This window comes from Streptomyces alkaliterrae (genome assembly GCF_007097205.2).
GTDB lineage: Bacteria > Actinomycetota > Actinomycetes > Streptomycetales > Streptomycetaceae > Streptomyces > Streptomyces alkaliterrae.
This window is the reverse complement of record NZ_VJYK02000002.1, coordinates 23,605-49,215: the sequence shown is the minus strand read 5'-3', so window position 1 is coordinate 49,215 and position 25,611 is coordinate 23,605. Positions and strand designations below refer to the sequence as shown.

The following is a 25,611-nucleotide window of genomic DNA, read 5'->3' as shown; positions in this document are numbered from 1 at the left end:
CGCGACGCTAGCGCGCCTGTCGAACCCCCGCCCGGCGGCCCGGCCGGCACACCGCCGTGGAAGGCCGGCCCGGCGAGCACGCGCGCGCTTCCGACAGGCCGGGCGCCTTGCCGGGCGTGTGGTACCCGGCCGTACACTTGCTGGGGGAAGGCTGGCACTCAGCGGTGGTGAGTGCCAGAATCGTGAGGCTTGAACGCAGGCCGGACGGAGGTGCGCAGGAATGCTCAGTGAACGCAGGCTGGAGGTACTGCGCGCCATCGTCCAGGACTACGTCGGCACGGAGGAGCCGGTGGGGTCCAAGGCGCTCACCGAGCGGCACAATCTGCGGGTCTCCCCGGCGACGGTGCGCAACGACATGGCCGCGCTGGAGGAGGAGGGCTACATCGCACAGCCCCACACCAGCGCCGGTCGGGTACCGACGGACAAGGGCTACCGGCTGTTCGTCGACAAGCTCGCCGGGGTCAAACCGCTGAGCGCGGCAGAACGCCGGGCGATCCAGGGCTTCCTGGAGGCCTCGGTCGACCTCGACGACGTCGTGGGGCGGACGGTGCGGCTGCTGGCGCAGCTGACCCGGCAGGTGGCGGTGGTGCAGTACCCGTCGCTGACCCGGTCGACCGTGCGGCACGTGGAGCTGCTGGCGCTGGCCCCGGCCAGGCTGATGCTCGTCCTGATCACCGACACCGGTCGGGTGGAGCAGCGAATGGTCGACTGCCCCGGGCCGATCGGTGAGACGTCGGTGGCCGATCTGCGCGCCCGGCTGAACAGCCGTGTGGTCGGTCAGCGCTTCGCCGAGGTGCCGCAGCTGGTGCAGGACCTGCCCGAGGCGTTCGACCTGGACGACCGGGGCGCGGTTTCCGCCGTGCTGGCGACGCTGCTGGAGACGCTGGTCGAGGACACCGAGGAGCGGCTGATGATCGGCGGTACCGCCAATCTGACCCGCTTCGGACACGACTTCCCGTTGACCATCCGTCCGGTACTGGAGGCGCTGGAGGAGCAGGTGGTCCTGCTCAAGCTCCTCGGCGAGGCGACCGACTCGGGCATGACGGTCCGCATCGGTCATGAGAATGCTCACGAAGGTCTGAATTCCACCTCCGTGGTCTCGGTCGGTTACGGTTCCGGCGGCGAGGCAGTCGCCAAGTTGGGCGTGGTCGGACCGACCCGCATGGACTATCCGGGAACGATGGGAGCGGTACGCGCAGTGGCACGTTACGTCGGACAGATCCTCGCGGAGTCATAAGTGGCGACGGACTACTACGCGATCCTGGGACTTCAGCGGGACGCCTCGCAGGCCGAGATCAAGAAGGCCTTCCGCCGACTGGCGCGCGAGCTGCACCCGGACGTCAACCCGGACCCGAAGACGCAGGAGCGGTTCAAGGAGATCAACACCGCCTACGAGGTGCTCTCCGACCCGCAGAAGAAGCAGGTCTACGACCTGGGCGGCGATCCGGCCGGCGGCGCCGCCGGAGCCGGGTTCGGCGCCGGAGCGGGCTTCGGCAACTTCTCCGACATCATGGACGCGTTCTTCGGCACCGCCGCCCAGCGCGGTCCGCGTTCGCGCACCCGGCGCGGGCAGGACGCGATGATCCGGCTCGACATCGAGCTGGAGGAGGCCGCGTTCGGCACCACGAAGGAGATCCAGGTCGACACCGCCACCGTCTGCACCACGTGCACCGGTGAGGGCGCCGCGCCCGGCACCTCCGCCCAGACGTGTGACATGTGCCGGGGCCGCGGTGAGGTCTCGCAGGTCACGCGTTCCTTCCTCGGCCAGGTCATGACCTCCCGGCCGTGCCCGCAGTGCCAGGGCTTCGGCACGGTCGTGCCGACGCCGTGCCCGGAGTGCGCCGGTGACGGGCGGGTCCGCTCGCGCCGTACGCTGACGGTGAAGATCCCGGCGGGTGTGGACAACGGCACGCGCATCCAGCTGGCCGGTGAGGGCGAGGTCGGCCCCGGAGGCGGCCCCGCGGGCGACCTCTACGTGGAGATCCACGAGAAGCCGCACTCGGTGTTCCAGCGCCGCGGCGACGATCTGCACTGCACGGTGACGATCCCGATGACGGCCGCCGCGCTCGGCACCAAGTGTCCGCTGGAGACGCTGGACGGGCTGGAGGAGGTCGACATCCGGCCCGGTACCCAGTCCGGTCAGTCGATTCCGCTGCACGGTCGGGGCGTGACGCATCTGCGCGGCAACGGGCGCGGCGACCTCATCGTGCACGTGGAGGTGCAGACGCCGGCGAAGCTCGACGCCGAGCAGGAGGAGCTGCTGCGGCGGCTGGCGAAGCTGCGGGGCGAGGAGCGGCCGCTGGGCCAGTTCCAGCCCGGTCAGCAGGGTCTGTTCTCCCGGCTGAAGGACGCTTTCAACGGTCGCTGAGGTCACTCCCGAGGTCACTCGGGGGCGCCGTCAAGTTACCCGGGGTAACGACCGGAAGGTCTGGTACCGCCGGTGGATTCGTGCACAAGCCGTGACAGGATGTGGTCATGTCCGCTGCTTCCTCGGCGCCTGCCGCGACCCCGGGACCCCGTGCGCTCTCCGCGCTGTACGAGCACCCCGTCGTCCAGGCGCCCATGGCCGGCGGCGCCTCCACCCCGGAGCTGGCGGCCGCCGTCGCCGAGGCCGGCGGACTGGGCTTCCTGGCCGCCGGCTACAAGACGCCGGAGGCCATGTACGGCGAGATCAAACGGCTGCGCGGGCTGACCGGCCGGCCCTTCGGCGTCAACCTCTTCGTCCCCCAGCACAGCGTCTCCCGGCTGCACGAGCCGGACGGCAACGGCGGCCCCGCCGCGGCCGGCTGCGACGTCTCGGCGGCGGTGGACGTCTACCGGGCCCAACTCGCCGGCGAGGCCACCTGGTACGACACCGAGCTCGGCGACCCGGACCAGGGCATCGACGACGCCTACGAGGCGAAACTGGCCGTGCTCTACCAGGACCCGGTCCCGGTCGTCTCGTTCGCCTTCGGCTGCCCCTCCCGCCGGGTCCTCGAACGGCTCGCCGCGGCGGGCACGTTCACGGTGGTCACGGTCACCTCGGTGGCCGAGGCGCAGGCCGCGCAGTGGGCCGGTGCCGCCGCGCTGTGCGTCCAGGGCGTAGAGGCCGGCGGCCACCAGAGCACCCACCGCGACGACCCGCACGCGGACGGCGCCGGTGTCGGGCTGCTCGCGCTCATCGCCCAGGTCAGGGAGGCCGTGCTGGTGCCGCTGATAGCCGCCGGCGGGCTGATGCGCGGCGGCCAGATCGCGGCCGCCCTCACCGCCGGCGCGACCGCCGCCCAACTCGGCACGGCCTTCCTGCCGTGCCCCGAGTCCGGCGCCCACCCCCTGCACAAACGGGCGCTCACCGACCCGATGTTCACCCGCACCGAGCTCACCCGCGCGTTCACCGGGCGGCCCGCCCGCGGCCTGGTGAACCGCTTCATGCGGGAGCACGGCCCCTACGCGCCGTCGGCCTATCCGCAGGTGCACCATCTGACCGCCGGTCTGCGCAAGGCGGCGGCGAAGGCCGGGGACGCGCAGGGCATGGCGCTGTGGGCCGGCCAGGGCCACCGGCTGGCCCGGGAGATGCCTGCCGGGGAGCTGGTGGCACTGCTCGCCGACGAGTTGGAGTCGGCCCGTACCGATCTGCTGGCCAGGAGAGCGTCATGACCGCGCCGCTGTTCGTCGTCGACCCCGACCGGCTGGCGCCCGGCCCGGTGCTGGTCGACGGCGCCGAGGGTCGGCACGCGGTGTCGGTCCGCAGGCTGCGGGTCGGCGAGGCGGTCACGCTCACCGACGGCGCCGGGCACGGCGGAACCGGCACCGTCACGGCGACCGAGGGCAAGGACCGGCTCACCGTCCACCTCGACGAGCTGGTCGACGAGCCGCCGCCCAGCCCGCGGATCACCGTCGTCCAGGCGCTGCCCAAGGGCGACCGGGGAGAGCTGGCCGTGGAGACGATGACCGAGACCGGGGTGGACGCGATCATCCCCTGGGCCGCCTCCCGCTGCATCACCCAGTGGCGCGGCCCGCGCGGCGAGAAGTCGCTGGCGAAGTGGCGGAACACGGCACGCGAGGCCGGCAAGCAGTCGCGTCGGCTGCGTTTCCCCGAGGTCCACGACCCGGTCACCACGGCCCAGTTGGTGCCGCTGCTGGCGAAAGCGGCCTTCGCCGGGGTGCTGCACGAGGAGGGCGCCAGCCCGCTCGCCCGCGCCGAACTCCCCACCGAGGGCGAGATCATGCTGGTCGTCGGGCCGGAAGGGGGCGTCGCACCGGCCGAGTTGGACGCGTTCGCCGAGGCGGGCGCGCGCCCGTACCAACTCGGGCAGAGCGTGCTGCGCACCTCCACCGCGGGCACGGCGGCCACCGCGCTGCTGCTCGGCCGCACCGGTCGCTGGGGCTGAGACGGCGGGCCGGGAGGCGCCGTCCGGACCGGCCGCCGCCGCCCGGTCCGGGGGCGGGCCAACTGTCGGATCTTGCGGGTAGCATCCGCACATGGCTGGAGAACCGCAGGCCGACTGCCTGTTCTGCAAGATCGTCGCGGGTGAGGTTCCGGCGACCGTCGTCCGGCGGACGGAGACGACCGTCGCCTTCCGGGACATCAATCCGCAGGCGCCCACCCACGTGCTCGTGATCCCCAAGGCGCACTACCCCAACGCCGCCTCGCTGGCCGCCGCCGAACCGCTGCTCGCCGCCGACCTGCTGCGGGAGGCGGGCGAGGTAGCCGCGCAGGAGAAGGCCGAGGCGTACCGGATCGTGCTCAACACCGGCTCGGGCGCGGGCCAGACGGTGTTCCACGTCCACGCCCACATCCTCGCCGGGCGCGGCCTGGAGTGGCCCCCGGGCTGACCGGCCGCCGACCGCCGACCACCACCCGGAACCGCCCGAACGACGTGGACGTATGCGTGAACTGATCGTGCTCGGCACCGCGAGCCAGGTGCCCACCCGGCACCGGAACCACAACGGCTACCTGCTGCGCTGGGACGGGGAGGGCGTCCTCTTCGACCCCGGCGAGGGGACGCAGCGGCAGATGCTGCGGGCCGGAGTCGCCGCGCACGACCTCACCCGGATCTGCGTCACCCACTTCCACGGCGACCACTCGCTCGGCGTCGCCGGAGTGGTCCAGCGGATCAACCTCGACCGGGTGCCGCACCCGGTCACCGCCTACTACCCGGCCAGCGGCGGCCGCTTCTTCCACCGGCTGCGGTACGCCACGGCCTACCGCGAGACGGTTGCGCTGCGCGAGGTGCCCGTGCACCAGGACGGCGAACTGCCCGGGCCCGACGCCTTCACGCTCACCGCGCGCCGCCTCTCCCATCCCGTGGAGGCGTTCGGCTACCGATTGCAGGAACCGGACAGCCGCCGGATGCTGCCCGACCGGCTGGCCGCCCACGGCATCAAGGGACCGGACGTGGGCCGGCTGCTGAAGGACGGTGAACTGCGCGGGGTGCGACTGGCGGACGTCAGCGCGCACCGGCCGGGGCAGCGCTTCGCCTTTGTCATGGACACCAGGCTGTGTGACGGCGTCTACGCGCTCGCCGACGGCTGCGACATGCTGGTGATCGAGTCGACGTTCCTCGACGAGGACGTGCGGCTCGCCGAGGAACACGGACACCTCACGGCCGGGCAGGCCGCGAAGGTCGCGGTGGAGTCCGGCGTGCGGCACCTGGTGCTCACCCACTTCTCGCAGCGCTACGGCGATCCCGCGGTCTTCGCCGAACAGGCCAGGGCGGCCGGCTTCGAGGGGGAACTGACCGTCGCGGCCGACCTCATGCGGGTGCCGATGCCGCGCCGCCGCCCGTGACCGACGGCCGGTGACGCCCCGCCGCCGTGTTCTGTCCGGCGGCGGTCAGCCGCCCCGCGCCGAGGCGGTGCCCGGGGCGCCTTCGAGGACGGCCGGGCGGGCCGCGTCGAGTACCCGGGCCGCCACCTCCGGCGAGTCCACCAGCGGATGCAGGAGGAGCGCCCGCAGCGCTGCCCTGTGCGAGCCGGTCGCCGCCGCCTCGATCGTCGCCCGCTCCACCGCCTTCACCTGGAGCACCAGCCCCAACTCGGCCCCGTCGAGCGGTGTGACGGGCACCGACCGCACCCCGTCGCCGTCCACCTCGCACACCGTCTCGACCACGGCGTCGGCCGGCAGCGCGGGCAGCGTGCCGTTGTTGCGGACGTTCAGGACGAACCGCTGCCGGCCGGTCGCGCCGCTCAGCGCGGCCATCAGGGCCAGCGCCACCCGCTCGTAGCCGCCGCCGTCGAGGTCACAGCTGTCCCGCTGCCACCCGCCGCCGGCGGAACGGGCCTCGGCGAGGTAGGTCTCCTCCCGGCGCAGTCGTGCCTGACGCCACAACCGGTACGCCTCTGCGGGACGCTCCTCCGCCAGGGAGTAGAACTCCGTCTGCTGGCGGTCGAGGAACTCGCCCCTGGTCTCCTCGGCCTCCCTGGCCGCCGCCAGCGTCTCCCGGCGGAAGTAGTAGTAGTGCAGGTACTCGTTGGGCAGCATGCCGAGCGCGCCGAGCAGCCGGGGGCCGAAGAGCCGGCCCTCCTCGAAGGACGCCAACGCCCGGGGCGAGGCCAGCAGTCCGGGCAGCAGCTCCCGGTCGCCGATCCGCAACGACCGCAGCCAGCCGAGGTGGTTCAGCCCAAGGTAGTCGTAGTCGACGGCGTCCGGGTCGACGCCGGCGGCGCGGGCCGCCCGACGCACCACGCCGAGCGGCGAGTCGCAGATGCCCACCACCCGGTCGCCGAGTACGGCCGCCATCGCCTCGGTCACCATGCCCGCGGGGTTGGTGAAGTTGACGACGCGGGCGTCCGGCGCGACCTCGCGGACCCGCCGGGCGATCTGCGTCATCACCGGCAGCGTCCGGAGCGCGTACAGGACGCCGCCCGCGCCCACCGTCTCCTGGCCGAGCACTCCCTCGCGCAGCGGCACCCGCTCGTCGGCCACCCGGCCCGCGGTGCCGCCCACCCGTATCGCGGAGAACACGAAGTCCGCGCCGGTCAGCGCCTCGTCGAGGTCGGTGGTGGGCACCAGCCGGGGGCCGGGCGGCATGGCTGCCAGCACCGACCCGATCACGTCCAGCCGCCGCTTGTCGGTGTCGTACAGCGTGACCTCCCGGATCAGCCCCGCGAAGGGACCGCCGTCGGCCAGCGCCGCGTAGACGAGCGGCACACGGAAGCCGCCGCCGCCGAGGATCGCAAGTCGCATGCCCCGGACGCTACCGCTTCCGGCACACTGAGGGGCATGTACGATCCGCTCGCCGCGGTCCGCGCCACCGGGGATCCGGACTGCGATGTGTACCTGACCGGCACGGTCTTCCTCGACATCGTCTTCACCGGTCTCGACTCGGCGCCCCGGCGGGGAACCGAGACCTGGGCCCGGGGCATGGGCTCGAGCCCGGGCGGGGTCGCGAACATGGCGACGGCCCTGGCCCGCCTCGGCCTGCGCACCAGCCTTGCCGCCGCCTTCGGGGACGACGTCTACGGCGCCTACTGCTGGGAGGCGCTGGCGGAGGGCGAGGGCGTGGACCTCACCCACTCGCGGAAGGTGCCCGGCTGGCACTCCCCGGTCACCGTCTCGATGGCGTACGACGGCGAGCGCACCATGGTCACCCACGGTCACGACGCCCCGCCCGAGGACGCCGCCGCCGCCGATCCGCCGCGTTCCCTGGCCGCCGTGGCCTCTCTGGTCCCGGGGCGGACGCAGGAGTGGGTGAACCGGGTGGCCGCCCGTGGCACCCGGGTCTTCGCGGACGTCGGCTGGGACGACTCCGGGCGCTGGCGGCTTGCCGACCTCGCCGAGCTGGCCGACTGCGAGGCGTTCCTGCCCAACGCGGAGGAGGCGATGCGGTACACCCGCACCCGTGATCCCAGGGAGGCGGCGCGGGCGCTGACCCGGCACGTGCCGCTGGCCGTGGTCACGATGGGCCCGCACGGCGTCTGCGCGGCCGACGGCCGTACCGGCGAGTTCGCCGAGGTGCCCGGAGTGCTGGTGGAGGCGCTCGACCCGACCGGCGCCGGAGACGTCTTCACCGCGGGCTTCCTGATGGCCACGCTGGCCGACTGGCCGCTCGCCGAACGGCTCGCCTTCGCCTCGCTGACCTCGGCGTTGTCCGTGCAGGAGTTCGGCGGCTCGCTGTCAGCGCCGGGCTGGGCGGAGATCGGGCACTGGTGCCGCCAGGTGCACGGCTGCCCGGTCCAGGACCCGGTGGCGGACGCCCAGCGGTGCCGCTACGGCTTCCTGTGGCGGCTGCTGTCCGGCGGTGAGCGGCCGGCGCCGCTGCGCCGCGCGGTGCCCACGGTGGGCTTCCGCCAGCCATCCGGGCCGATCGTATGACCGCGCATCGGTCGCTGTGGAAAACCGCTCGGGGTCGTCCGGGCCAGGACGTACTCTGGTAACACCAGGCGACAGCAGCTGAAGAGAGGGATCAGCAGGCCACAGAGCCGGCCCATGACGCAGACATCCACAGACCAGGCAAGCGCCCGCTTCACCGTTCCGGCAAAGCACCCGATGGTCACGGTGCTCGGCTCGGGCGACTCCCTGCTGCGAGTCATCGAGCAGGCGTTCCCGAAGACGGACATCCACGTCCGGGGGAACGAGATCAGCGCCGTCGGCGACTCCGCCGAGGTCGCCCTGGTGCAGCGGCTGTTCGACGAGATGATGCTCGTCCTCCGCACCGGCCAGCCGATGACGGAGGACGCCGTCGAGCGTTCCATCGCGATGCTCAGGAGCGCGGCACCGGGGGACGAGCAGGAGACCCCCGCCGAGGTCCTCACCCAGAACATCCTCTCCAACCGCGGCCGTACGATCCGGCCCAAGACGCTCAACCAGAAGCGCTACGTCGACGCGATAGACAAGCACACGGTCGTCTTCGGTATCGGCCCCGCCGGTACCGGCAAGACGTACCTCGCCATGGCCAAGGCCGTGCAGGCGCTTCAGTCCAAGCAGGTCAACCGCATCATCCTGACGCGGCCGGCCGTCGAGGCGGGGGAGCGGCTGGGCTTCCTCCCCGGCACGCTCTACGAGAAGATCGACCCGTACCTGCGCCCGCTCTACGACGCGCTGCACGACATGCTCGACCCCGACTCCATCCCCCGGTTGATGGCCGCGGGCACGATCGAGGTCGCGCCGCTGGCGTACATGCGCGGTCGGACGCTGAACGACGCGTTCATCATCCTCGACGAGGCGCAGAACACGAATCCCGAGCAGATGAAGATGTTCCTCACCCGCCTCGGCTTCGAGTCCAAGGTCGTCATCACCGGTGACGTCACCCAGGTCGACCTGCCCGGCGGCACGCGCAGCGGGCTGCGACAGGTCCAGGAGATCCTCGACGGGGTCGAGGACGTCCATTTCGCCCGCCTGACCAGCACCGACGTCGTCCGGCACAAGCTGGTCGGCCGCATCGTCGACGCCTACGAGCGCTATGACGTGCGGAACGGCGTCAACGGCCACGAGGACGGCCGCGGCGACCGTCGCCCGCACGGCCGCTCCGAACGCAACGGAAAGTAACCACAGCGCACCATGTCGATCGACGTCAACAACGAGTCCGGCCAGGAAGTGGACGAGCAGGCCATCCTGGACGTCGCGCGCTACGCCCTGACCAGGATGCGCATCCACCCGCTCTCCGAACTCTCGGTGATCGTCGTCGACGCCGCCGCCATGGAACAGCTGCACCTCCAGTGGATGGACCTGCCGGGCCCGACCGACGTCATGTCGTTCCCGATGGACGAGCTGCGGCCGCCCGCGAAGGACGACGAGGAACCGCCCCCGGGCCTGCTCGGTGACATCGTGCTGTGCCCGGAGGTGGCCAGGCGGCAGGGCGAGCAGGCGCCCACCGCGCACAGCATGGACGAGGAACTGCAGCTGCTCACCGTGCACGGCGTCCTCCACCTCCTCGGCTACGACCACGAGGAGGTGGCCGAGCGCAAGGAGATGTTCGGTCTCCAGAAGGAGATCGTGGACGGCTGGCGCGCCGAGCGCGGGCTGACCGGCCCCTCCCCGGCCCCCACCACGACATGACGGCACAGCTGCTGGCCTTCGCGCTGCTGCTGACCGTGGTGGCCTGGCTGGCGGCGTGCGCGGAGGCCGGGCTCGCCCGGGCCACCAGCTTCCGCACCGAGGAGGCGGCCGTCGGCCACCGCGCCGACAGGTTCGCCGTGGTGGCCGCCGACCCGGTCCGCTACCTCAACCTGGCGCTGCTGCTGCGCATCGCCGCCGAGATGGCGGCCGGGGTGCTGGTCACCTACGCCTGTCTGCGGGCGTTCGACGAGCCCTGGCAGGCGTTGGCGGTCGCGGTGGCCGTGATGGTCCTGGTGTCCTTCGTCGCGGTCGGCGTCTCCCCGCGCACGATCGGCATCCAGCACTCGGAGGGCACGGCCAGGGCGGCCGCAGCCGTACTGGTACCGCTCGCCCGGGTGCTCGGTCCGCTGCCCCAGCTGCTCATCCTGCTGGGCAACGCCCTCACCCCCGGGCGTGGCTTCGCCAGGGGGCCGTTCGCCTCCGAACGGGACCTGCGCGCGATGGTGGACATGGCCGAGTCGCAGTCCCTCATCGAGGACGAGGAGCGCCGCATGGTGCACTCCGTCTTCGAGCTGGGTGACACGCTCGTGCGGGAGGTCATGGTGCCGCGCACGGACGTCGTCACCATCGAGCGCTACCGCACGGTCCGCCACGCGCTCACCCTCGCACTGCGCTCCGGCTTCTCCCGCATCCCGGTGACCGGCGAGAACGAGGACGACGTGGTGGGCGTCGTCTACCTCAAGGACCTGGCCCGCAAGGTCCACGTCAACCGGGAGGCGGAGAACGAGCCGGTGACGTCCGCGATGCGCCCGGCCACCTTCGTCCCCGACACCAAGAACGCCGGAGACCTGCTGCGGGAGATGCAGCGCGACCACATCCACGTGGCGGTCGCGGTCGACGAGTACGGCGGCACGGCCGGCATCGTCACCATCGAGGACATCCTGGAGGAGATCGTCGGCGAGATCACCGACGAGTACGACCGCGAACTGCCTCCCGTCGAACAGCTCGACGAGGACCGCTACCGCGTCACCGCCCGGCTCGACCTCGGCGACCTCGGCCAGCTCTACGGCCTCGACGACTACGACGACGAGGACGTGGAGACCGTCGGCGGGCTGCTCGCCAAGCACCTGGGCCGGGTGCCCATCGCCGGCACGTCGGTGGTCGTCCCGCTGACCGAGCGGCAGGACGGCTCCCGCGACGACCGGCTCACCGTCGAGCTACGCCTCACCGCGGAGAGCACCGCCGGCCGCCGACGGCGCATCGACCGGGTGCTCGTCGAGCGCGTCGGCCCGCCCGCCGAGCCCGTCGAGTAGCGGCCGAGCAGGCCCGTGGAGTAGTCGGCCGTGGCTGCGACCGGCGGTCGGTCACGGTCGGTCAGTGTCCGGTGACGCCACCGGTGGTATCGGCCGGTGCGTTCACCCGAGCGGCCGAGCGGCGGTCGCCGTCGGGCCGCCCCGGTGGCGCCATGGACGCATGGACACCACCCCGAGGTCCGCGCTCCTCGCCACCGGACTCGTTCTCGGCGTTCTCGGCCTGACGGCCTCGGCGTGCGGCACCCGGGTCGGCCCGCCGACCGCCGGGACGGAGCCGCGCCACGTCGTCGACTCGCCGACCCACACCGGCCGGCTCGCCGAGGATCGGCTCAAGCTCGCGCTGCTCGACCTGAACGACCTGCCCACGGGCTGGGCGGCGGACAGCAAGCGCGCGGCCGAGGAACGCGGCATCGGCGTGCCGAACCCCGACGAGCAGCCGTGCCGCGCGCTGTTCGACCCACCCGCCAAGGTGCGGGCCGACGGCCGCTTCGCCCGCACGGAGGCCGGCCCGTTTGTCACCACCCGCACCGTCGGCTACCGGTCGGCCGGCGAGGCCAGGCGGGCGCTGGAGAACTTCCGGAAGGCCGCCGCCGGCTGCGGGGTCTTCAAGATCGTCGAGGGCCCGGAGGAGGACCGCGCCGACGTCTCCTACACCGCCGAGGACCTGCCGCTGCCGAAACTCGGCGACGGCAGCGTCGCGCTGCGCTTCGTACGCGGCGGACCGGGGGACGACCAGGTCACCGTCCTCGCCGACGTGGTCTTCGTCCGCGTCGGTGGCGCCGCGGTGCACCTGGCCCAGGCCGGCGTCGACGGCACCGCGGACCAGGAGGAGCGAGACGGAGAGGAGCGGGACGAGCGCGAGGGCCCCGAGGACGGCGGCGTGGGCCCCGACGAGGAGGAGGTGCGGGACGGGGACGGCGCCGCGGAGCGCAGCGCCCTGCTGCCGCTGGCGCACCGCGCGGTGGAGAAGCTGCGGGCGGTCGTGGACAACCGTACGCCCCGGCCCACCGGCAGCTTCCCGGACGTCACCCAGCTGAAGATCGACCCGTATGCTCGCACCCATGAGTGAAGCGCAGGTCATGGATCCGGAAGACCAGAAGATCGTCACGCTGGCGCGCAGCGCCCGGGCCCGCAACGCGGTGCCCGAGGGCGCGGCCGTCCGCGACGAGACGGGTCGGACGTACGTGGCGGGCACGGTGGCGCTGCCGTCCCTGCGGCTCAGCGCGCTCCAGACGGCGGTGGCCATGGCCGTCGCGTCCGGGGCGACGTCGCTGGAGGCCGCCGCGGTGGTCTCCGATGTGGTGGCGGTACCGGCGGAGGACCTGTCCGCGGTGCGCGACCTCGGCGGCCCCGCGACGCCCGTGCTGCTGGCCGGCCCGGACGGCCGACTGCGCGAGACCGTCACCGCGGGCTGAACCGGAAGACCGGAAGACCGGAAGACCGGAAAGAGCGGAAGAGGGGGAGATTCCCGTGTCGAGGTCCAAGGACCTGCTCACGCCGGAGCGGCTGGGCTGGGCGATGACCGCCGCCGGTGTGTTCCTGCTGTTCACCGTGGTGGTCGACCTGCTGCGGGGGGAGGGGTTCGCCACGGCCTCCGCCGCGTTTGCCCTCATCGTGCTGCCGGAGGGCCTGCGGAAGCTCGCGGAGGGCCGGCGGCGGCCCCGCACGGCGGACCGCCTGGGCACGGCCACCCGGGTCGGCATGCTGCTGGCGGGCGTCGTGGTGTGGTCCCGGCTGGTTCTGGACTGGGTCCAGGGGCGGGGCACCGACTGGCTGCTGCTGACCGCCGGTGTGGTGTTCGCGGCGGCGGCCGCGCTCGCCGCCGCGGGCCTGGTCGCGGGCCGGCAGTCGGAGCGGTCCGGAACACCGGAGGGAAAGCGGCCCCGAACATCGGAGAGAATGAGCGCATGAGCGCTCCTTCCCCCGCCGCCCCGCATCGCGCCGGCTTCGCCTGCTTCGTCGGCCGGCCGAACGCCGGAAAGTCCACCCTCACCAACGCACTCGTGGGCACGAAGGTCGCCATCACCTCGAACCGGCCGCAGACCACCCGGCACACGGTGCGCGGCATCGTGCACCGGCCGGACGCGCAGTTGGTCCTGGTGGACACCCCGGGCCTCCACAAGCCGCGCACCCTGCTGGGGGAGCGGCTGAACGACGTGGTCCGCACCACCTGGGCGGAGGTCGACGTCATCGGCTTCTGTCTGCCCGCCGACCAGAAGACCGGCCCCGGCGACCGCTTCATCGCCACCGAGCTGGCCAAGGTGAAGAAGCGGACGCCGAAGGTGGCCGTGGTCACCAAGACGGACCTGGTGGACTCCAAGACGCTCGCCGAGCAGCTGCTCGCCGTCGACCGGCTCGGCCGTGAGGCGGGCATCGAGTGGGCCGAGATCGTGCCGGTGTCGGCGGTCAGCGGGCAGCAGGTGGGCCTGCTCGCCGACCTGCTGGTGCCGTACCTGCCGGAGTCGCCGCCGCTGTACCCGGACGGTGACCTGACCGACGAGCCCGAGCAGGTCATGGTCGCGGAGCTGATCAGGGAGGCGGCGCTGGAGGGCGTGCGGGACGAGCTGCCGCACTCGATCGCCGTGGTGGTCGAGGAGATGCTGCCGCGCGAGGGGCGGCCGGCGGACCGTCCGCTGTTGGACGTGCACGCCAACCTCTACATCGAGCGGCCCAGCCAGAAGGGCATCATCATCGGCCCCAAGGGCCGGCGGCTGAAGGAGGTCGGTACCCGCTCGCGCAAGCACATCGAGGCGCTGCTGGGCACGCCGGTCTTCCTCGACCTGCACGTGAAGGTGGCCAAGGACTGGCAGCGCGACCCGAAGCAGCTCCGCAAGCTCGGCTTCTGAGGGAGCGCCAGGCCGCGCGCTCAGGCAGCCCGGCGCTTCAGCCGCTCCCGCGCTCGGTCAGGCCGCGCGCTCAGCTGCGTTCGGGGGCGGCGGCCAGCAGTTGGTCGACGTCCGCCACGGGGATGCGCAGGGCCCGGCCGAGCGTGCTGAGTGCCGCCAGCTCCTCCTCCTCGTAGGGCCCGTCGGCGAGCGCGATCCGCGCGCCCTGGAGGAGCAGGGCCTCCCGCCCGGCGGGGGCGAGGTGGGCGCTGAGCGGTTCCAGGGCCTGGCGCAGCTCCGGTTCGTCGGTGAGGTCGGCGCCGGTGGTGGCCTGGTCGGCGCTGAGCGCGACCAGCAGGGTCAGCAGCTGCTCCTCGTCGCAGGCGGTGAAGCCGGCGGCGCGCATGCTGCCGACGGCGGCCAGCCGGGCGGTGCGGGAGCGTGCGCCGCCCGCGGCGAGCACGGCGAGCGCGACGGTGTGCACGGCGTCCCTGAGCATCGAGGCGAGCCGGGTGGTCGTCGGTTGGTCCAGCACCTCCGGGCCGTGGTGGCGGTCGCACGAGCTGCACACCACCACCGCTTCGACCTCGCCGCGGGTCGCCACCGGCAGGCCGAGTACGGTCAGCCGACGGCGTCCGACGCGGCGTTCGTAGTTGCGGTCGCCACCGCATCCGGGGCAGAAGAAGTCGCCGTCCTCGACCGTGGTCCACGCCGTACGGACACCCGCCAAGCGCACCCAGCCCACGCCACACCTCCGAAACCCCGGCAACGCTGCCCACGTGATGTTAGCCACATGTGTGAGTCCTCGTCAGCACCTCGTACCGGACAAATACCGGGCCGGTCCCGGCGGATGGCCGGGACCGGCCCCTTGACCGGTGCTGTCGAACCGGTGTACGCCGACTGCGCGCCGGACCCGTACGCGCGGTCGGCGGGGTGCTACCTGGTCGCGCGGTTGACGGCGGAGACCACGGCCTTGATGGAGGCGCGGGTGGTGTTCGCGTCGATGCCCACGCCCCACAGCACCTTGCCGTCGATGGCGCACTCGATGTAGGAGGCGGCCTGGGCGCTGGCGCCCTCGCTCAGCGTGTGCTCGACGTAGTCCAGCAGCCGTACGTCGATGCCGTTGCCGGCCAGGGCGTCGAAGAAGGCGGAGATCGGACCGTTGCCGCTGCCGCTGAGCACGGTCTCCTCGCCGTCCACGACGGCCTCGACGGTCAGGTTGTCGTGGCCCTCGCTGGTGGTCTCCGCCTGGGCGGAGCGCAGGGCGATACGGCCCCAGGGGTTCTCCGGGTTGGGCAGGTACTCGTCCCGGAAGACCGACCAGATCTGCGCCGGGGTGACCTCGCCGCCCTCGCTGTCGGTCTTCTCCTGGATGATCCGGGAGAACTCGATCTGCATCCGGCGCGGCAGGTCCAGCTTGTGCTCGCTCTTGAGCACGTAGGCGACTCCGCCCTTGCCGGACTGCGAGTTGACGCGGATGACGGCCTCGTAGGAGCGGCCGACGTCCTTGGGGTCGATGGGCAGGTACGGCACGGCCCAGGTGACGTCCTCCACCGGGCGGCCCTGGGCGGCGGCCTCGGCCTCCAGCGCCTCGAAGCCCTTCTTGATGGCGTCCTGGTGGGAGCCTGAGAAGGCGGTGTAGACCAGGTCGCCGGCGTAGGGGTGCCGGGGGTGGATCTCCATCTGGTTGCAGTACTCGGCGGTGCGGCGCACTTCGTCGATCCGCGAGAAGTCGATCTGCGGGTCGACGCCCTGGGAGAACAGGTTCATGCCCAGCGTCACCAGGTCGACGTTGCCGGTGCGCTCGCCCTGGCCGAACAGGCAGCCCTCGACGCGGTCCGCGCCGGCCATCACGGCCAGTTCGGCGGCGGCGACGGCGGTACCCCGGTCGTTGTGCGGGTGGGCGGAGAGGCAGATGTGCTCGCGGCGGCTCAGGTTGCGGGACATCCACTCGAAGCGGTCGGCGTGGGTGGAGGGTGTGGACCGCTCCACGGTGGCCGGCAGGTTCAGGATGATCTCGCGGCCGTCCTCCGGCTGCCAGACGTCCATGACGCTCTCGCAGACCTCCAGCGCGAAGTCCAGCTCGGTGTCGGTGAAGATCTCCGGGCTGTACTGGTAGCCGAAGGTGGTGCGGTCGTCGAGCAGCTTCTCGGCGTAGTCGACGACCATGCGGGTGCCGTCCACGGCGATCTGGCGGACCTCGTCCCGGCTGCCCCGGAAGACCACCCGGCGGAAGGTGGGCGCGGTCGCGTTGTACAGGTGGACGGTCGCGCGGTGGGCGCCGACCAGCGACTCCACGGTGCGGGCGATCAGCTCCTCGCGGGCCTGCGTCAGCACCGAGATCGTCACGTCCTCGGGGATGGCGTCCTCTTCGATGATCGACCGTACGAAGTCGAAGTCGGTCTGGCCGGAGGAGGGGAAGCCGACCTCGATCTCCTTGTAGCCCATGCCGACCAGCAGGTCGAACATCCTGCGCTTGCGCGCGGGCGACATGGGGTCGATCAGGGCCTGGTTGCCGTCCCGCAGGTCGGTGGAGAGCCAACGGGGGGCCTTGGTGATGCGCTTCTCGGGCCAGGTCCGGTCCGGGATGTCGACGGTCTCGTAGCGGCCGTAGCGGTGGATCGGCATCCCGGACGGGCGCTGCGTGACGGTGGCGGCCGTGATGGGGGTGCGGCGGCCGACGGGGCCGTGGGAAGGTGCGGCGGTCATGGGCGCTGTGGCTCCTGTCGCGGAGGCTGTGACGGACGGCCGACGGTGGCAGCACCGAACTCCGCGGGGAGGGGGTCGGCCTCGACTACAGGCCCTCGCCGCGGCAGCTAAGAAGAAGCAGCCCGTAACGCATGATGCCGGCAGCCTAGCCGAGCCGGCCGAGGGATGAACGCCCCGTATCAGTATGCGAGAAACGGTACGACCATCCGACGGTTCTTCCCGGCGTTTTCCTCCCCGCTGTTCGGGCGTCCGGGGGATGGACATCCGAGATGGGGGAACACCTACATTATGCGCATTTCAGTCATCCGTACCGGTGGCTTCGGCGGGGCTCCCAAGCGGGCCACGCTGGAGACAGACGACGACAAGCTGATCGCGCTCGTCCGTGAGGCGGTCGACGAGGGCAGGGAGGTGCCTCCCGTCGGTGTCCCCGACGGGTTCAACTACGAGATCACCGTCGACGGGAAGGCCGTGTACTGCGCTGACCCCCGCCTGACCGACGCGCAGAGCACGGTCATCACCCGGGTGCTCAAGGAGGGCCGGGAGGAGGCCTGACCCGCTTTCGCGGCGCCACGGACGTCGGGGCCGGACCCGGGAGGACGGCGAAGCCCGGAGTGCCGGCCCCGCATCCTCCGCTGCGAGAATGGCTCCATGAGCCTGTTCCGCGACGACGGCATCGTGCTGCGCACCCAGAAGCTGGGTGAGGCGGACCGCATCATCACCCTCCTCACCCGCGGGCACGGCCGGGTGCGCGCGGTGGCGCGGGGCGTGCGACGCACGAAGTCCAAGTTCGGCGCCAGGCTGGAACCGTTCTCCCACGTCGACGTGCAGTTCTTCGCCCGGGGCAGCGAGCTGGTGGGACGGAGTCTGCCGCTGTGCACGCAGACCGAGACGATCAACCCCTACGGCCGGGGCATCGTCGGCGACTACGCGCGGTACACCGCCGGCACCGCCATGCTGGAGACCGCGGAACGCTTCACCGACCACGAGGGCGAACCCAACGTGCAGCAGTACCTGCTGCTGGTGGGCGCGCTGCGGACGCTGGCCTCCGGGGCGCACGCGCCGGGGCTCGTCCTGGACGCCTTCCTGCTGCGGTCGCTCTCGGTCGGCGGTTACGCCCCCAGCTTCGACGACTGCGCCCGCTGCGGCCTGCCCGGCCCCAACCGGTTCTTCTCCGTCGCCGCCGGCGGCTGCGTCTGCGGCGACTGCCGGGTGCCGGGCAGCGTGGTGCCCTCCCCTGAGGCATTGCGGCTGCTCGCCGCGCTGCTGACCGGCGACTGGACGACGGCCGACGCCGCCGAACCACGGCACACCCGGGAGGGCAGCGGACTGGTGTCGGCCTATCTGCACTGGCACCTGGAGCGGGGCCTGCGCTCCCTGCGGTACGTCGAGAAGGACTGACCGGTTAGTCTCGGCTCTCTGGCCTCACCCGTTCCTCCGTGGGGGTCCCTCGTTCCCCCTCGTTACGCCTGGAGTTGATGAACCGCATGGCCCGTCGCGGAACGCCGCAGCAGCGGCACGGTGCGTCCGCCGGTTACCGCGCCCCCGAACCGCACCCCTCGGGCGCCCGTCCGCCGCAGCTCCCCGCCGAGCTGGTGCCGGACCACGTGGCGATCGTGATGGACGGCAACGGGCGCTGGGCGAAGGAACGCGGTCTGCCGCGCACCGAAGGCCACAAGATGGGCGAGGCCGTGGTTCTCGACGTGCTCCAGGGCTGCCTCGAGCTGGGGGTGAGAAACCTCAGCCTCTACGCTTTCTCCACGGAGAACTGGAAGCGCTCCCCGGACGAGGTCCGCTTCCTGATGAACTTCAACCGGGACGTCATCCGGCGCCGCCGCGACCAGATGCACGCGATGGGCATCCGCATCCGCTGGGTGGGCCGGATGCCCCGGCTGTGGAAGTCGGTGGTGAAGGAACTCCAGGTCGCGCAGGAACTCACCAAGGACAACACGGCCATGACGCTGTACTTCTGCGTCAACTACGGCGGCCGCGCGGAGATCGCGGACGCGGCGGCCGCGCTCGCCGAGGACGTCCGCGCCGGACGGCTGGACCCGGGCAAGGTCAACGAGAAGACCTTCGCCCGCTACCTCTACTACCGGGACATGCCGGACGTCGACCTCTTCGTCCGGCCCTCCGGCGAGCAGCGCACCTCCAACTACCTGCTGTGGCAGAGCGCCTACGCGGAGATGGTCTTCCAGGAGGTGCTGTGGCCGGACTTCGACCGCCGCGACCTGTGGCGGGCCTGCGTCGAGTACGCCTCCCGGGACCGCCGCTTCGGTGGCGCGATCCCCAACGAGGTCTCCATGCCCACCGCGCGCGGCTGACGCACGCGGAGACACGGGAAACACGGGAAACACGGGAAACACGGGAAAAAGCGGGCCGGTTTCCGCTTCGGAGGAAGCGGAAACCGGCCCTTTTGCGCGGGTGCCCCGGCTCAGCAGCCGATCAGGCGGCCGGCCAGGTAGGACTCGATCTGGTCGAGCGAGACGCGCTCCTGCTTCATGGTGTCGCGCTCACGCACGGTCACCGCGTTGTCGTCGAGGGTGTCGAAGTCGACGGTGACGCAGAACGGCGTGCCGATCTCGTCCTGGCGCCGGTATCGGCGGCCGATCGCGCCGGCGTCGTCGAACTCGATGTTCCAGTGCTGGCGCAGCGCCTGGGCCAGGCCCCGGGCCTTCGGCGACAGCTTCTCGTTGCGGGACAGCGGGAGCACCGCGACCTTGACCGGCGACAGACGCGGGTCGAGCCGCATCACGGTGCGCTTCTCCATCTTGCCCTTGGCGTTGGGCGCCTCGTCCTCGACGTAGGCGTCCAGCAGGAAGGCGAGCATCGCGCGGCCGACACCCGCCGCCGGCTCGATGACGTACGGCGTCCAGCGCTCGCCGGCCTCCTGGTCGAAGTACGACAGGTCGTGGCCCGAGGCCTTGGAGTGCGAGGAGAGGTCGTAGTCCGTCCGGTTCGCGACGCCCTCCAGCTCACCCCACTCGCTGCCGCCGAAGGAGAAGCGGTACTCGATGTCGGCGGTGCGCTTGGAGTAGTGGGAGAGCTTCTCCTTGGGGTGCTCGTACCAGCGGATGTTCGACTCCTGGATGCCGAGGTCGCGGTACCAGTTCCAGCGCTGCTCCATCCAGTACTCGTGCCACTGCTCGTCCTCGCCGGGCTTGACGAAGAACTCCATCTCCATCTGCTCGAACTCACGGGTCCGGAAGATGAAGTTGCCCGGAGTGATCTCGTTCCGGAAGGACTTGCCCATCTGCGCGATGCCGAACGGCGGCTTCTTGCGCGAAGTCTGCTGCACGGCGGCGAAGTTGGTGAAGATGCCCTGGGCCGTCTCGGGGCGCAGGTAGGCGACCGAACCGGAGTCCTGGGTCGGGCCGAGGTGCGTGGACAGCAGGCCGGAGAACTGCTTGGGCTCGGTGAAGCCGCCCTTGTTGCCGCAGTGCGGGCAGTTGACGTCCGCCAGCCCGGCGGCCGGCAGCCGGCCGTGCTTGGCCTCGTACGCCTCCTCCAGGTGGTCCGCGCGGTAGCGCTTGTGGCAGGAGGTGCACTCGGTGAGCGGGTCGGTGAACGTGGCGACGTGGCCGGATGCCTGCCAGACCTCGGACGCCAGGATCACCGACGAGTCGATACCGACCACGTCCTCACGCGAGGTGACCATCGAGCGCCACCACTGACGCTTGATGTTCTCCTTGAGCTCCACGCCCAGCGGGCCGTAGTCCCAGGCGGCGCGCTGGCCGCCGTAGATCTCGCTGCACGGGTAGACGAAGCCACGGCGCTTGCTGAGGCTGACGATGGTGTCGATCTTGTCGGCGGCCACGGTGCTCTCTTCAGTACGACGACGGAATACCTCAGGTTAGCGGCGTCCGAGGGCCCTTGACCAAATCGGTGGGCGCCCTCTTTCCGGCCGATCGGGAGCGTGACGGGGTAGACAGTCGGTAAGATTGACAATCGTTTCCAACTAGGCCGAAAATGAGTGTCATGAACGCTCGACGCCGCCCTCTCATACCCGCAGCGGCCGCCGCCACCGCGGCCTGTGTCCTCTCCCTCTCCGCCTGCGGTGACAACGGCGCCGGTACGAACAGCGACGGCAAGCTCAAGGTCGTCGCCTCCTTCTACCCCATGCAGTTCGTCGCCGAGCGCGTCGGCGGGGACCACGTCGCCGTCGAGACGCTGACCGCGCCCGGAGCGGAGCCCCACGACCTGGAACTGGGTGCCAAGCAGACCGCCCGGCTCGGCGAGGCCGGCCTGGTCGTCTACCTCAAGGGCTTCCAGCCGGCCGTGGACGAGGCCGTCGAGCAGTCGGGCGTCGAGCACGTCGCCGACGCCGCCTCCTTCACCAAGCTGAGCGCCGCGAACAGCCACGGCGGCCACGAGACCCACGACCACGGCGACGAGAAGCACGACGACCACGCCGACGAGAAGCACGACGACCACGCCGACGAGAAGCACGACGACCACGCCGACGAGAAGCACGACGACCACGCCGACGACGACCACGGCCACGACGACGACCACGGCCACGACGAGGACGGCGGCAAGGACAAGCACGACGACGGCGGCAAGGACGACGGCCACGACCACGACCACGACGGGCCTGACCCGCACGTGTGGCTCGACCCGGTCAAGTACGCCGAGATCACCGAGGGCGTCGCCGGCGCGATGGCCAAGGCCGACCCGGACAACGCCGCCGACTACCGCAAGAACGCCGCCGACCTCGTCAAGGAACTCAAGCAGCTCGACGGCGAGTTCGAGGACGGCCTGAAGAACACCGAGACCCGCACCTTCATCACCACCCACGCCGCCTTCGGCTATCTCGCCGCCCGCTACGACCTGGACGAGGAGGCCATCGCGCTGGACCCCGAGTCCGAGCCGACCCCGGCCAGGATGCGCCAGCTCACCGCGGTGGTTAAGAAGGAGAAGGTGAACACGGTCTTCTTCGAGACCCTGGCCAGCGACCGCACCGCCAAGGCGCTCGCCGGCGACCTGAAGCTGCGGACGGACGTGCTCGACCCGGTCGAGGGCATCACGGACAAGACCAAGGGTGAGGACTACCTGGAGGTCATGCGCTCCAACCTCGAGGCACTGAAGAAGGCGCTCGGCGCGAAGTGAGTCGGCGCGGCAACGGGATCGCGGCACAGCGGTCCGGTCAGGAGGCAGGCGTGAAGGTCCAGGACCCCGTCATAGCCCTGCGCGGGGCCACCGCCTCGCTCGGTGCCCGGCCCGTGCTGCGCGGCGTCGACCTCACCGTCGGGCCCGGCGAGACGGTGGCGCTGCTCGGCGAGAACGGCTCCGGCAAGTCGACCACGGTACGTGCGGTGATCGGCCAGGTCGCGTTGACCGCCGGCTCGCTCGAACTGTTCGGCAGCCCGCTGCGCCGGTTCCGCCACTGGCGGCGCGTCGGGTACGTGCCGCAGCGCTCCACCGCCACCGGCGGAGTGCCGGCGACGGTGGCCGAGGTCGTCTCCTCGGGCCGACTGGCCCGCCGCGGACTGCGCCCGCTGGGCCGCGCCGACCGTGCCGCCGTGGCGCGCGCGCTGGAGCAGGTCGGCCTCGCCGACCGGACCGGCGACTCCGTCGACGAGCTGTCCGGCGGCCAGCACCAGCGGGTGCTGATCGCCCGCGCGCTCGCCGGCGAACCGGATCTGCTGATCATGGACGAGCCGTTGGCCGGTGTGGACGTCGGCAGCCAGCGCGTCCTCGCCGACGTGCTGCGCGCGCACACCGCCGCCGGCGGCTCCGCGCTGCTCGTCCTGCACGAACTCGGTCCGCTCGCCCCCGTGATCAACCGCACGGTCGTCCTGCGCGGCGGTCGAGTGGAGACCGTGGACGACCCCGAGCGGCTGCACGACCTGGCCTGCCACCCGCAGGACGTCGGCGGGCAGGAGCCCGCCGCGCCGCAGGCCCCCAAGATCGAGACAGGGCTGCTGACATGATCGAGATGCTGGACTACGCGTTCATGCAGCGAGCGCTGCTGGCGGCGCTGCTGGTGGGCATCGCGGCCCCGGCCGTGGGCATCTACCTGGTGCAGCGCCGGCAGGCGATCATGGGCGACGGAATCGGCCACGTCGCCATGACGGGTGTCGCCGTCGGCTTCCTGATGAACGGCAACCCCGTGTGGTCCGCCGTCCTGGTCGCCGCCGCCGGCGCCGTCGCGATGGAACTCGTCCGCTGGTACGGCAAGACCAGGGGCGACATCGCGCTCGCCCTGCTCTTCTACGGAGGCATGGCCGGCGGCGTCATGCTGATCAACCTTGCGCCCGGCGGGTCGACGGCCAAGCTGCTGCCCTTCCTGTTCGGCTCGCTGACCACTGTCAGCCCCTCCGACGTCACCGCGATCGTGCTGCTCTCGGCCTTCGTGCTCGCGGTCTGCCTGGGTCTGCGGCGGCAGTTGTTCGCCGTCTGCCAGGACGAGGAGTTCGCACGCGTCACCGGGCTGCCGGTGCGGCTGCTGAACCTGCTGCTCGCCGTCACGGCCGCGGTCACCGTCACCGTCGCCATGCGCGTCGTGGGCCTGCTGCTGATCAGCGCGCTGATGGTGATCCCCGTCGCGGCGGCACAGCAGGTCGCCAAGGGCTTCGCGACGACTCTGGCGCTGGCCGTCGGCATCGGCGTCGGGGTCGGACTGGCCGGTACGACCGTCTCCTACCACGCCGACGTGCCGCCCGGCGCGACCATCGTGCTGCTGGCCATCGGCGTCTTCGGCGTGGTGACCGCGCTGTCCCTGCCGCTGGCCAGACGCCGTGCCGCGCGCGCCGAGCGGCGTACCGGCGACGATCCGGGCGCGCGGGCGCGCCAGGAGAACGCCTCGGTCCCGTCCTGACGGCGACTCGTCGCCCGGCGGTCCATACCTGGCACAATGGCCGCCCAGGCGGAGCAGCGCACAGGACACATGTCCGAAGGAGGCAATGGTGGCGACCGCAGGTCCCCCCGTCCGAGGACGGGCGACCAAGCAGCGGGCCGCGGTGGCGGCGGCGCTCAGCGAGGTGGACGAGTTCCGCAGCGCGCAGGAGCTGCACGACATGCTCAAGCACCGGGGCGACTCGGTCGGGCTGACGACCGTCTACCGCACGCTCCAGTCGCTGGCCGACGCCGGCGAGGTCGACGTGCTGCGCACCGACGAGGGCGAGGCCGTCTACCGCCGGTGCAGCAGCGACGACCATCACCACCACCTGGTCTGCCGGCACTGCGGGCGGGCCGTGGAGGTGGAGGGTCCGGCGGTGGAGAAGTGGGCCGACCAGATCGCCACCGAGCACGGTTACGTGGACGTCGCGCACACCGTCGAGATCTTCGGCACCTGCGGCGACTGCGCGGCCAAGCGGGCCTGAGCACGCGCGAGAGACGACCGGGTGGCGGGCCGGCGACGGTCCCGCCACCCGGTCGTCGCGCGATGGGGGACAATGGACGGTCGTAGCCCCCGAGGACGCAGGAACCCATGTCGCAGCTCGCTATCGGACCGCACACCGTCCAGCCGCCTGTCGTGCTGGCCCCCATGGCGGGGATCACCAACGCGCCCTTCCGAACCCTGTGCCGGGAGTTCAGCGGCGGCCGCGGCCTGTTCGTCAGCGAGATGATCACCACCAGGGCGCTGGTCGAACGCAACGAGAAGACCATGCAGCTGGTGCACTTCGACGCCAGTGAGAAGCCGCGCTCGATCCAGCTCTACGGAGTCGACCCGGCGACCGTCGGCAAGGCGGTGCGGATGATCGCCGAGGAGGACCTGGCCGACCACATCGACCTGAACTTCGGCTGCCCGGTGCCGAAGGTGACCCGCAAGGGCGGCGGCTCCGCGCTGCCCTACAAGCGGAACCTGCTGCGCTCGATCCTGCGTGAGGCGGTCGCCGGCGCCGGCGACCTGCCGGTGACGATGAAGATGCGCAAGGGCATCGACGACGACCACCTGACCTATCTCGACGCCGGCCGCATCGCCGTCGAGGAGGGCGTCACGGCCGTCGCGCTGCACGGCCGCACCGCCGCGCAGCACTACGCGGGCACCGCCGACTGGGACGCGATCGCGCGGCTGAAGGACGCGGTGCCGGAGATACCCGTGCTCGGCAACGGCGACATCTGGTCGGCGGAGGACGCCGTGCGGATGATGCGGCGGACGGGCTGCGACGGCGTGGTCGTCGGGCGCGGCTGCCTGGGACGGCCTTGGCTGTTCGGGGACCTGGTGGCGGCGTTCGACGGCCGGGGGGAGAGCGGCTACGCCCGGCCGACGCTGCGCGAGGTGGCCGACGTCATGGTGCGGCACGCCGGGCTGCTCGGTGAGTGGCTGGGCGACGAGGCGCGCGGCGTGATCGACTTCCGCAAGCACGTGGCCTGGTACACCAAGGGCTTCTCGGTCGGTTCGCAGCTCCGGCAGCGACTGTCCGTGGCCGCGTCGCTCGCCGAGCTGCGGGAGCTGCTGGACCAGTTGGACCTGGAGCAGCCGTGGCCGGCGGGCGCCGACGGACCGCGCGGGCGCACGCACGGCCGCAACCGGGTCGTGCTTCCCGACGGTTGGCTGAAAGACCCCTACGACTGCGCGTCGGTGACCGCCGACGCGGAGCTGGAGACCTCCGGCGGCTGACCCCGTCCGACGCGACAGCACCCCGATTCCCCGTCCGGCGGGACGCGACACCACCTGAAAAGGTGACGTCACGTCCCGCCGTTGACGTTTCCGGTGACTCTGCGTGGCGGTAGTGGCGTGGGTCACCTGCACTCAGTGCCATCACCGGAGGATTGCGTTCCGGTGAACCCCACGGGAAGTGCGGTCCGGATCGTGGGATTCGAGCCGGGCAAGCGCGTGATT

General features: G+C 71.8%; 26 protein-coding genes. 22 read left to right on the top strand and 4 right to left on the bottom strand.

Annotated features, from left to right (window positions below):
* The first annotated feature begins 220 nt into the window (after nucleotides 1-220).
* The 6 genes from hrcA to FNX44_RS00515 all read left to right on the top strand — a co-directional run bounded on the left by hrcA (nucleotide 221) and on the right by FNX44_RS00515 (nucleotide 5,770).
* Nucleotides 221-1,237, top strand: a complete 1,017-nt coding sequence (hrcA, locus tag FNX44_RS00540) for a heat-inducible transcriptional repressor HrcA (RefSeq protein WP_143645831.1) — start codon at nucleotides 221-223, stop codon at nucleotides 1,235-1,237.
* The gene (gene dnaJ / locus FNX44_RS00535) at nucleotides 1,238-2,368 is read left to right on the top strand and encodes a molecular chaperone DnaJ (RefSeq protein WP_143645829.1); all 1,131 of its coding nucleotides are present in this window, start codon (nucleotides 1,238-1,240) and stop codon (nucleotides 2,366-2,368) included.
* Between the two features lie 107 nt (nucleotides 2,369-2,475).
* The gene (locus FNX44_RS00530; RefSeq protein WP_143645827.1) at nucleotides 2,476-3,636 is read left to right on the top strand and encodes a nitronate monooxygenase; all 1,161 of its coding nucleotides are present in this window, start codon (nucleotides 2,476-2,478) and stop codon (nucleotides 3,634-3,636) included.
* Nucleotides 3,633-4,370 carry a 16S rRNA (uracil(1498)-N(3))-methyltransferase gene (locus FNX44_RS00525; protein ID WP_143645825.1) on the top strand — a complete coding sequence of 246 codons (738 nt, stop codon included), beginning with the start codon at nucleotides 3,633-3,635 and terminating at the stop codon, nucleotides 4,368-4,370. Before FNX44_RS00530 ends, FNX44_RS00525 begins: the two co-directional genes overlap by 4 nt.
* 91 nt (nucleotides 4,371-4,461) lie before the next feature.
* Complete coding sequence (locus FNX44_RS00520) at nucleotides 4,462-4,815, top strand: HIT domain-containing protein (RefSeq protein WP_143645823.1); 354 nt, start codon at nucleotides 4,462-4,464, stop codon at nucleotides 4,813-4,815.
* Between the two features lie 52 nt (nucleotides 4,816-4,867).
* The gene (locus FNX44_RS00515) at nucleotides 4,868-5,770 is read left to right on the top strand and encodes a ribonuclease Z (protein WP_143645820.1); all 903 of its coding nucleotides are present in this window, start codon (nucleotides 4,868-4,870) and stop codon (nucleotides 5,768-5,770) included.
* Nucleotides 5,771-5,815: 45 nt separating this feature from the next.
* Here FNX44_RS00515 and FNX44_RS00510 read toward each other — a convergent pair whose 3' ends face one another.
* Nucleotides 5,816-7,168 carry a 6-phospho-beta-glucosidase gene (locus tag FNX44_RS00510; RefSeq protein WP_143645818.1) on the bottom strand — a complete coding sequence of 451 codons (1,353 nt, stop codon included), beginning with the start codon at nucleotides 7,166-7,168 and terminating at the stop codon, nucleotides 5,816-5,818.
* Nucleotides 7,169-7,204: 36 nt separating this feature from the next.
* On the opposite strand from FNX44_RS00510, the gene FNX44_RS00505 reads away from it, so the two are divergent.
* From FNX44_RS00505 to era, 8 genes are all read left to right on the top strand, one after another.
* Complete coding sequence (locus FNX44_RS00505; RefSeq protein WP_143645816.1) at nucleotides 7,205-8,296, top strand: carbohydrate kinase family protein; 1,092 nt, start codon at nucleotides 7,205-7,207, stop codon at nucleotides 8,294-8,296.
* A 114-nt stretch (nucleotides 8,297-8,410) separates the two neighbouring features.
* Nucleotides 8,411-9,469 (top strand): PhoH family protein, encoded by a 1,059-nt coding sequence (locus tag FNX44_RS00500; RefSeq protein ID WP_143645814.1) that lies wholly within the window; start codon nucleotides 8,411-8,413, stop codon nucleotides 9,467-9,469.
* Between the two features lie 12 nt (nucleotides 9,470-9,481).
* Entirely contained in the window at nucleotides 9,482-9,979 is a 498-nt protein-coding gene (gene ybeY, locus FNX44_RS00495; protein ID WP_143645812.1) for an rRNA maturation RNase YbeY, read from the top strand.
* On the top strand, nucleotides 9,976-11,292 hold the full coding sequence (locus FNX44_RS00490) for a hemolysin family protein (protein WP_143645810.1): 1,317 nt from the start codon (nucleotides 9,976-9,978) through the stop codon (nucleotides 11,290-11,292). Before ybeY ends, FNX44_RS00490 begins: the two co-directional genes overlap by 4 nt.
* 160 nt (nucleotides 11,293-11,452) lie before the next feature.
* Complete coding sequence (locus FNX44_RS00485; RefSeq protein WP_143645808.1) at nucleotides 11,453-12,361, top strand: hypothetical protein; 909 nt, start codon at nucleotides 11,453-11,455, stop codon at nucleotides 12,359-12,361.
* Complete coding sequence (locus tag FNX44_RS00480; RefSeq protein ID WP_143645806.1) at nucleotides 12,342-12,707, top strand: cytidine deaminase-like protein; 366 nt, start codon at nucleotides 12,342-12,344, stop codon at nucleotides 12,705-12,707. Before FNX44_RS00485 ends, FNX44_RS00480 begins: the two co-directional genes overlap by 20 nt.
* Before the next feature lie 55 nt (nucleotides 12,708-12,762).
* Entirely contained in the window at nucleotides 12,763-13,203 is a 441-nt protein-coding gene (locus tag FNX44_RS00475) for a hypothetical protein (RefSeq protein ID WP_143645804.1), read from the top strand.
* A complete protein-coding gene (gene era, locus FNX44_RS00470) occupies nucleotides 13,200-14,138 on the top strand; it encodes a GTPase Era (RefSeq protein ID WP_143645802.1) in 939 nt (312 codons plus the stop codon). Before FNX44_RS00475 ends, era begins: the two co-directional genes overlap by 4 nt.
* 70 nt (nucleotides 14,139-14,208) lie before the next feature.
* Here the strand turns inward: era and FNX44_RS00465 are convergent, their stop codons facing one another.
* On the bottom strand, nucleotides 14,209-14,862 hold the full coding sequence (locus FNX44_RS00465) for a TerB family tellurite resistance protein (RefSeq protein WP_323368982.1): 654 nt from the start codon (nucleotides 14,860-14,862) through the stop codon (nucleotides 14,209-14,211).
* A gap of 191 nt (nucleotides 14,863-15,053) precedes the next feature.
* Complete coding sequence (gene leuA, locus FNX44_RS00460; protein ID WP_143645800.1) at nucleotides 15,054-16,826, bottom strand: 2-isopropylmalate synthase; 1,773 nt, start codon at nucleotides 16,824-16,826, stop codon at nucleotides 15,054-15,056.
* A gap of 288 nt (nucleotides 16,827-17,114) precedes the next feature.
* Between leuA and FNX44_RS00455 the strand changes: the two genes are divergently transcribed.
* The 3 genes from FNX44_RS00455 (at nucleotide 17,115) to FNX44_RS00445 (ending at nucleotide 19,147) form a co-directional block, all read left to right on the top strand.
* The gene (locus FNX44_RS00455; protein WP_143645798.1) at nucleotides 17,115-17,378 is read left to right on the top strand and encodes a protealysin inhibitor emfourin; all 264 of its coding nucleotides are present in this window, start codon (nucleotides 17,115-17,117) and stop codon (nucleotides 17,376-17,378) included.
* Between the two features lie 96 nt (nucleotides 17,379-17,474).
* Nucleotides 17,475-18,224: a DNA repair protein RecO gene (gene recO / locus FNX44_RS00450; protein ID WP_143645797.1), complete on the top strand. Its 750-nt coding sequence runs from the start codon at nucleotides 17,475-17,477 to the stop codon at nucleotides 18,222-18,224.
* 86 nt (nucleotides 18,225-18,310) lie between these two features.
* Nucleotides 18,311-19,147, top strand: a complete 837-nt coding sequence (locus FNX44_RS00445; RefSeq protein ID WP_143645795.1) for an isoprenyl transferase — start codon at nucleotides 18,311-18,313, stop codon at nucleotides 19,145-19,147.
* A gap of 110 nt (nucleotides 19,148-19,257) precedes the next feature.
* On the opposite strand, the gene FNX44_RS00440 is transcribed toward FNX44_RS00445, so the two are convergent.
* On the bottom strand, nucleotides 19,258-20,640 hold the full coding sequence (locus tag FNX44_RS00440; protein WP_143645793.1) for a glycine--tRNA ligase: 1,383 nt from the start codon (nucleotides 20,638-20,640) through the stop codon (nucleotides 19,258-19,260).
* Nucleotides 20,641-20,801: 161 nt separating this feature from the next.
* Between FNX44_RS00440 and FNX44_RS00435 the strand changes: the two genes are divergently transcribed.
* The 5 genes from FNX44_RS00435 to dusB all read left to right on the top strand — a co-directional run bounded on the left by FNX44_RS00435 (nucleotide 20,802) and on the right by dusB (nucleotide 25,389).
* A complete protein-coding gene (locus FNX44_RS00435; protein WP_407699107.1) occupies nucleotides 20,802-21,932 on the top strand; it encodes a metal ABC transporter substrate-binding protein in 1,131 nt (376 codons plus the stop codon).
* A gap of 50 nt (nucleotides 21,933-21,982) precedes the next feature.
* The gene (locus FNX44_RS00430; RefSeq protein WP_323368981.1) at nucleotides 21,983-22,756 is read left to right on the top strand and encodes a metal ABC transporter ATP-binding protein; all 774 of its coding nucleotides are present in this window, start codon (nucleotides 21,983-21,985) and stop codon (nucleotides 22,754-22,756) included.
* Complete coding sequence (locus tag FNX44_RS00425) at nucleotides 22,753-23,643, top strand: metal ABC transporter permease (protein ID WP_143645789.1); 891 nt, start codon at nucleotides 22,753-22,755, stop codon at nucleotides 23,641-23,643. Before FNX44_RS00430 ends, FNX44_RS00425 begins: the two co-directional genes overlap by 4 nt.
* A gap of 88 nt (nucleotides 23,644-23,731) precedes the next feature.
* Nucleotides 23,732-24,148 carry a Fur family transcriptional regulator gene (locus FNX44_RS00420; RefSeq protein WP_143645787.1) on the top strand — a complete coding sequence of 139 codons (417 nt, stop codon included), beginning with the start codon at nucleotides 23,732-23,734 and terminating at the stop codon, nucleotides 24,146-24,148.
* Between the two features lie 107 nt (nucleotides 24,149-24,255).
* Nucleotides 24,256-25,389, top strand: a complete 1,134-nt coding sequence (dusB, locus tag FNX44_RS00415) for a tRNA dihydrouridine synthase DusB (RefSeq protein ID WP_143645785.1) — start codon at nucleotides 24,256-24,258, stop codon at nucleotides 25,387-25,389.
* The last annotated feature ends 222 nt before the right edge of the window (nucleotides 25,390-25,611 follow it).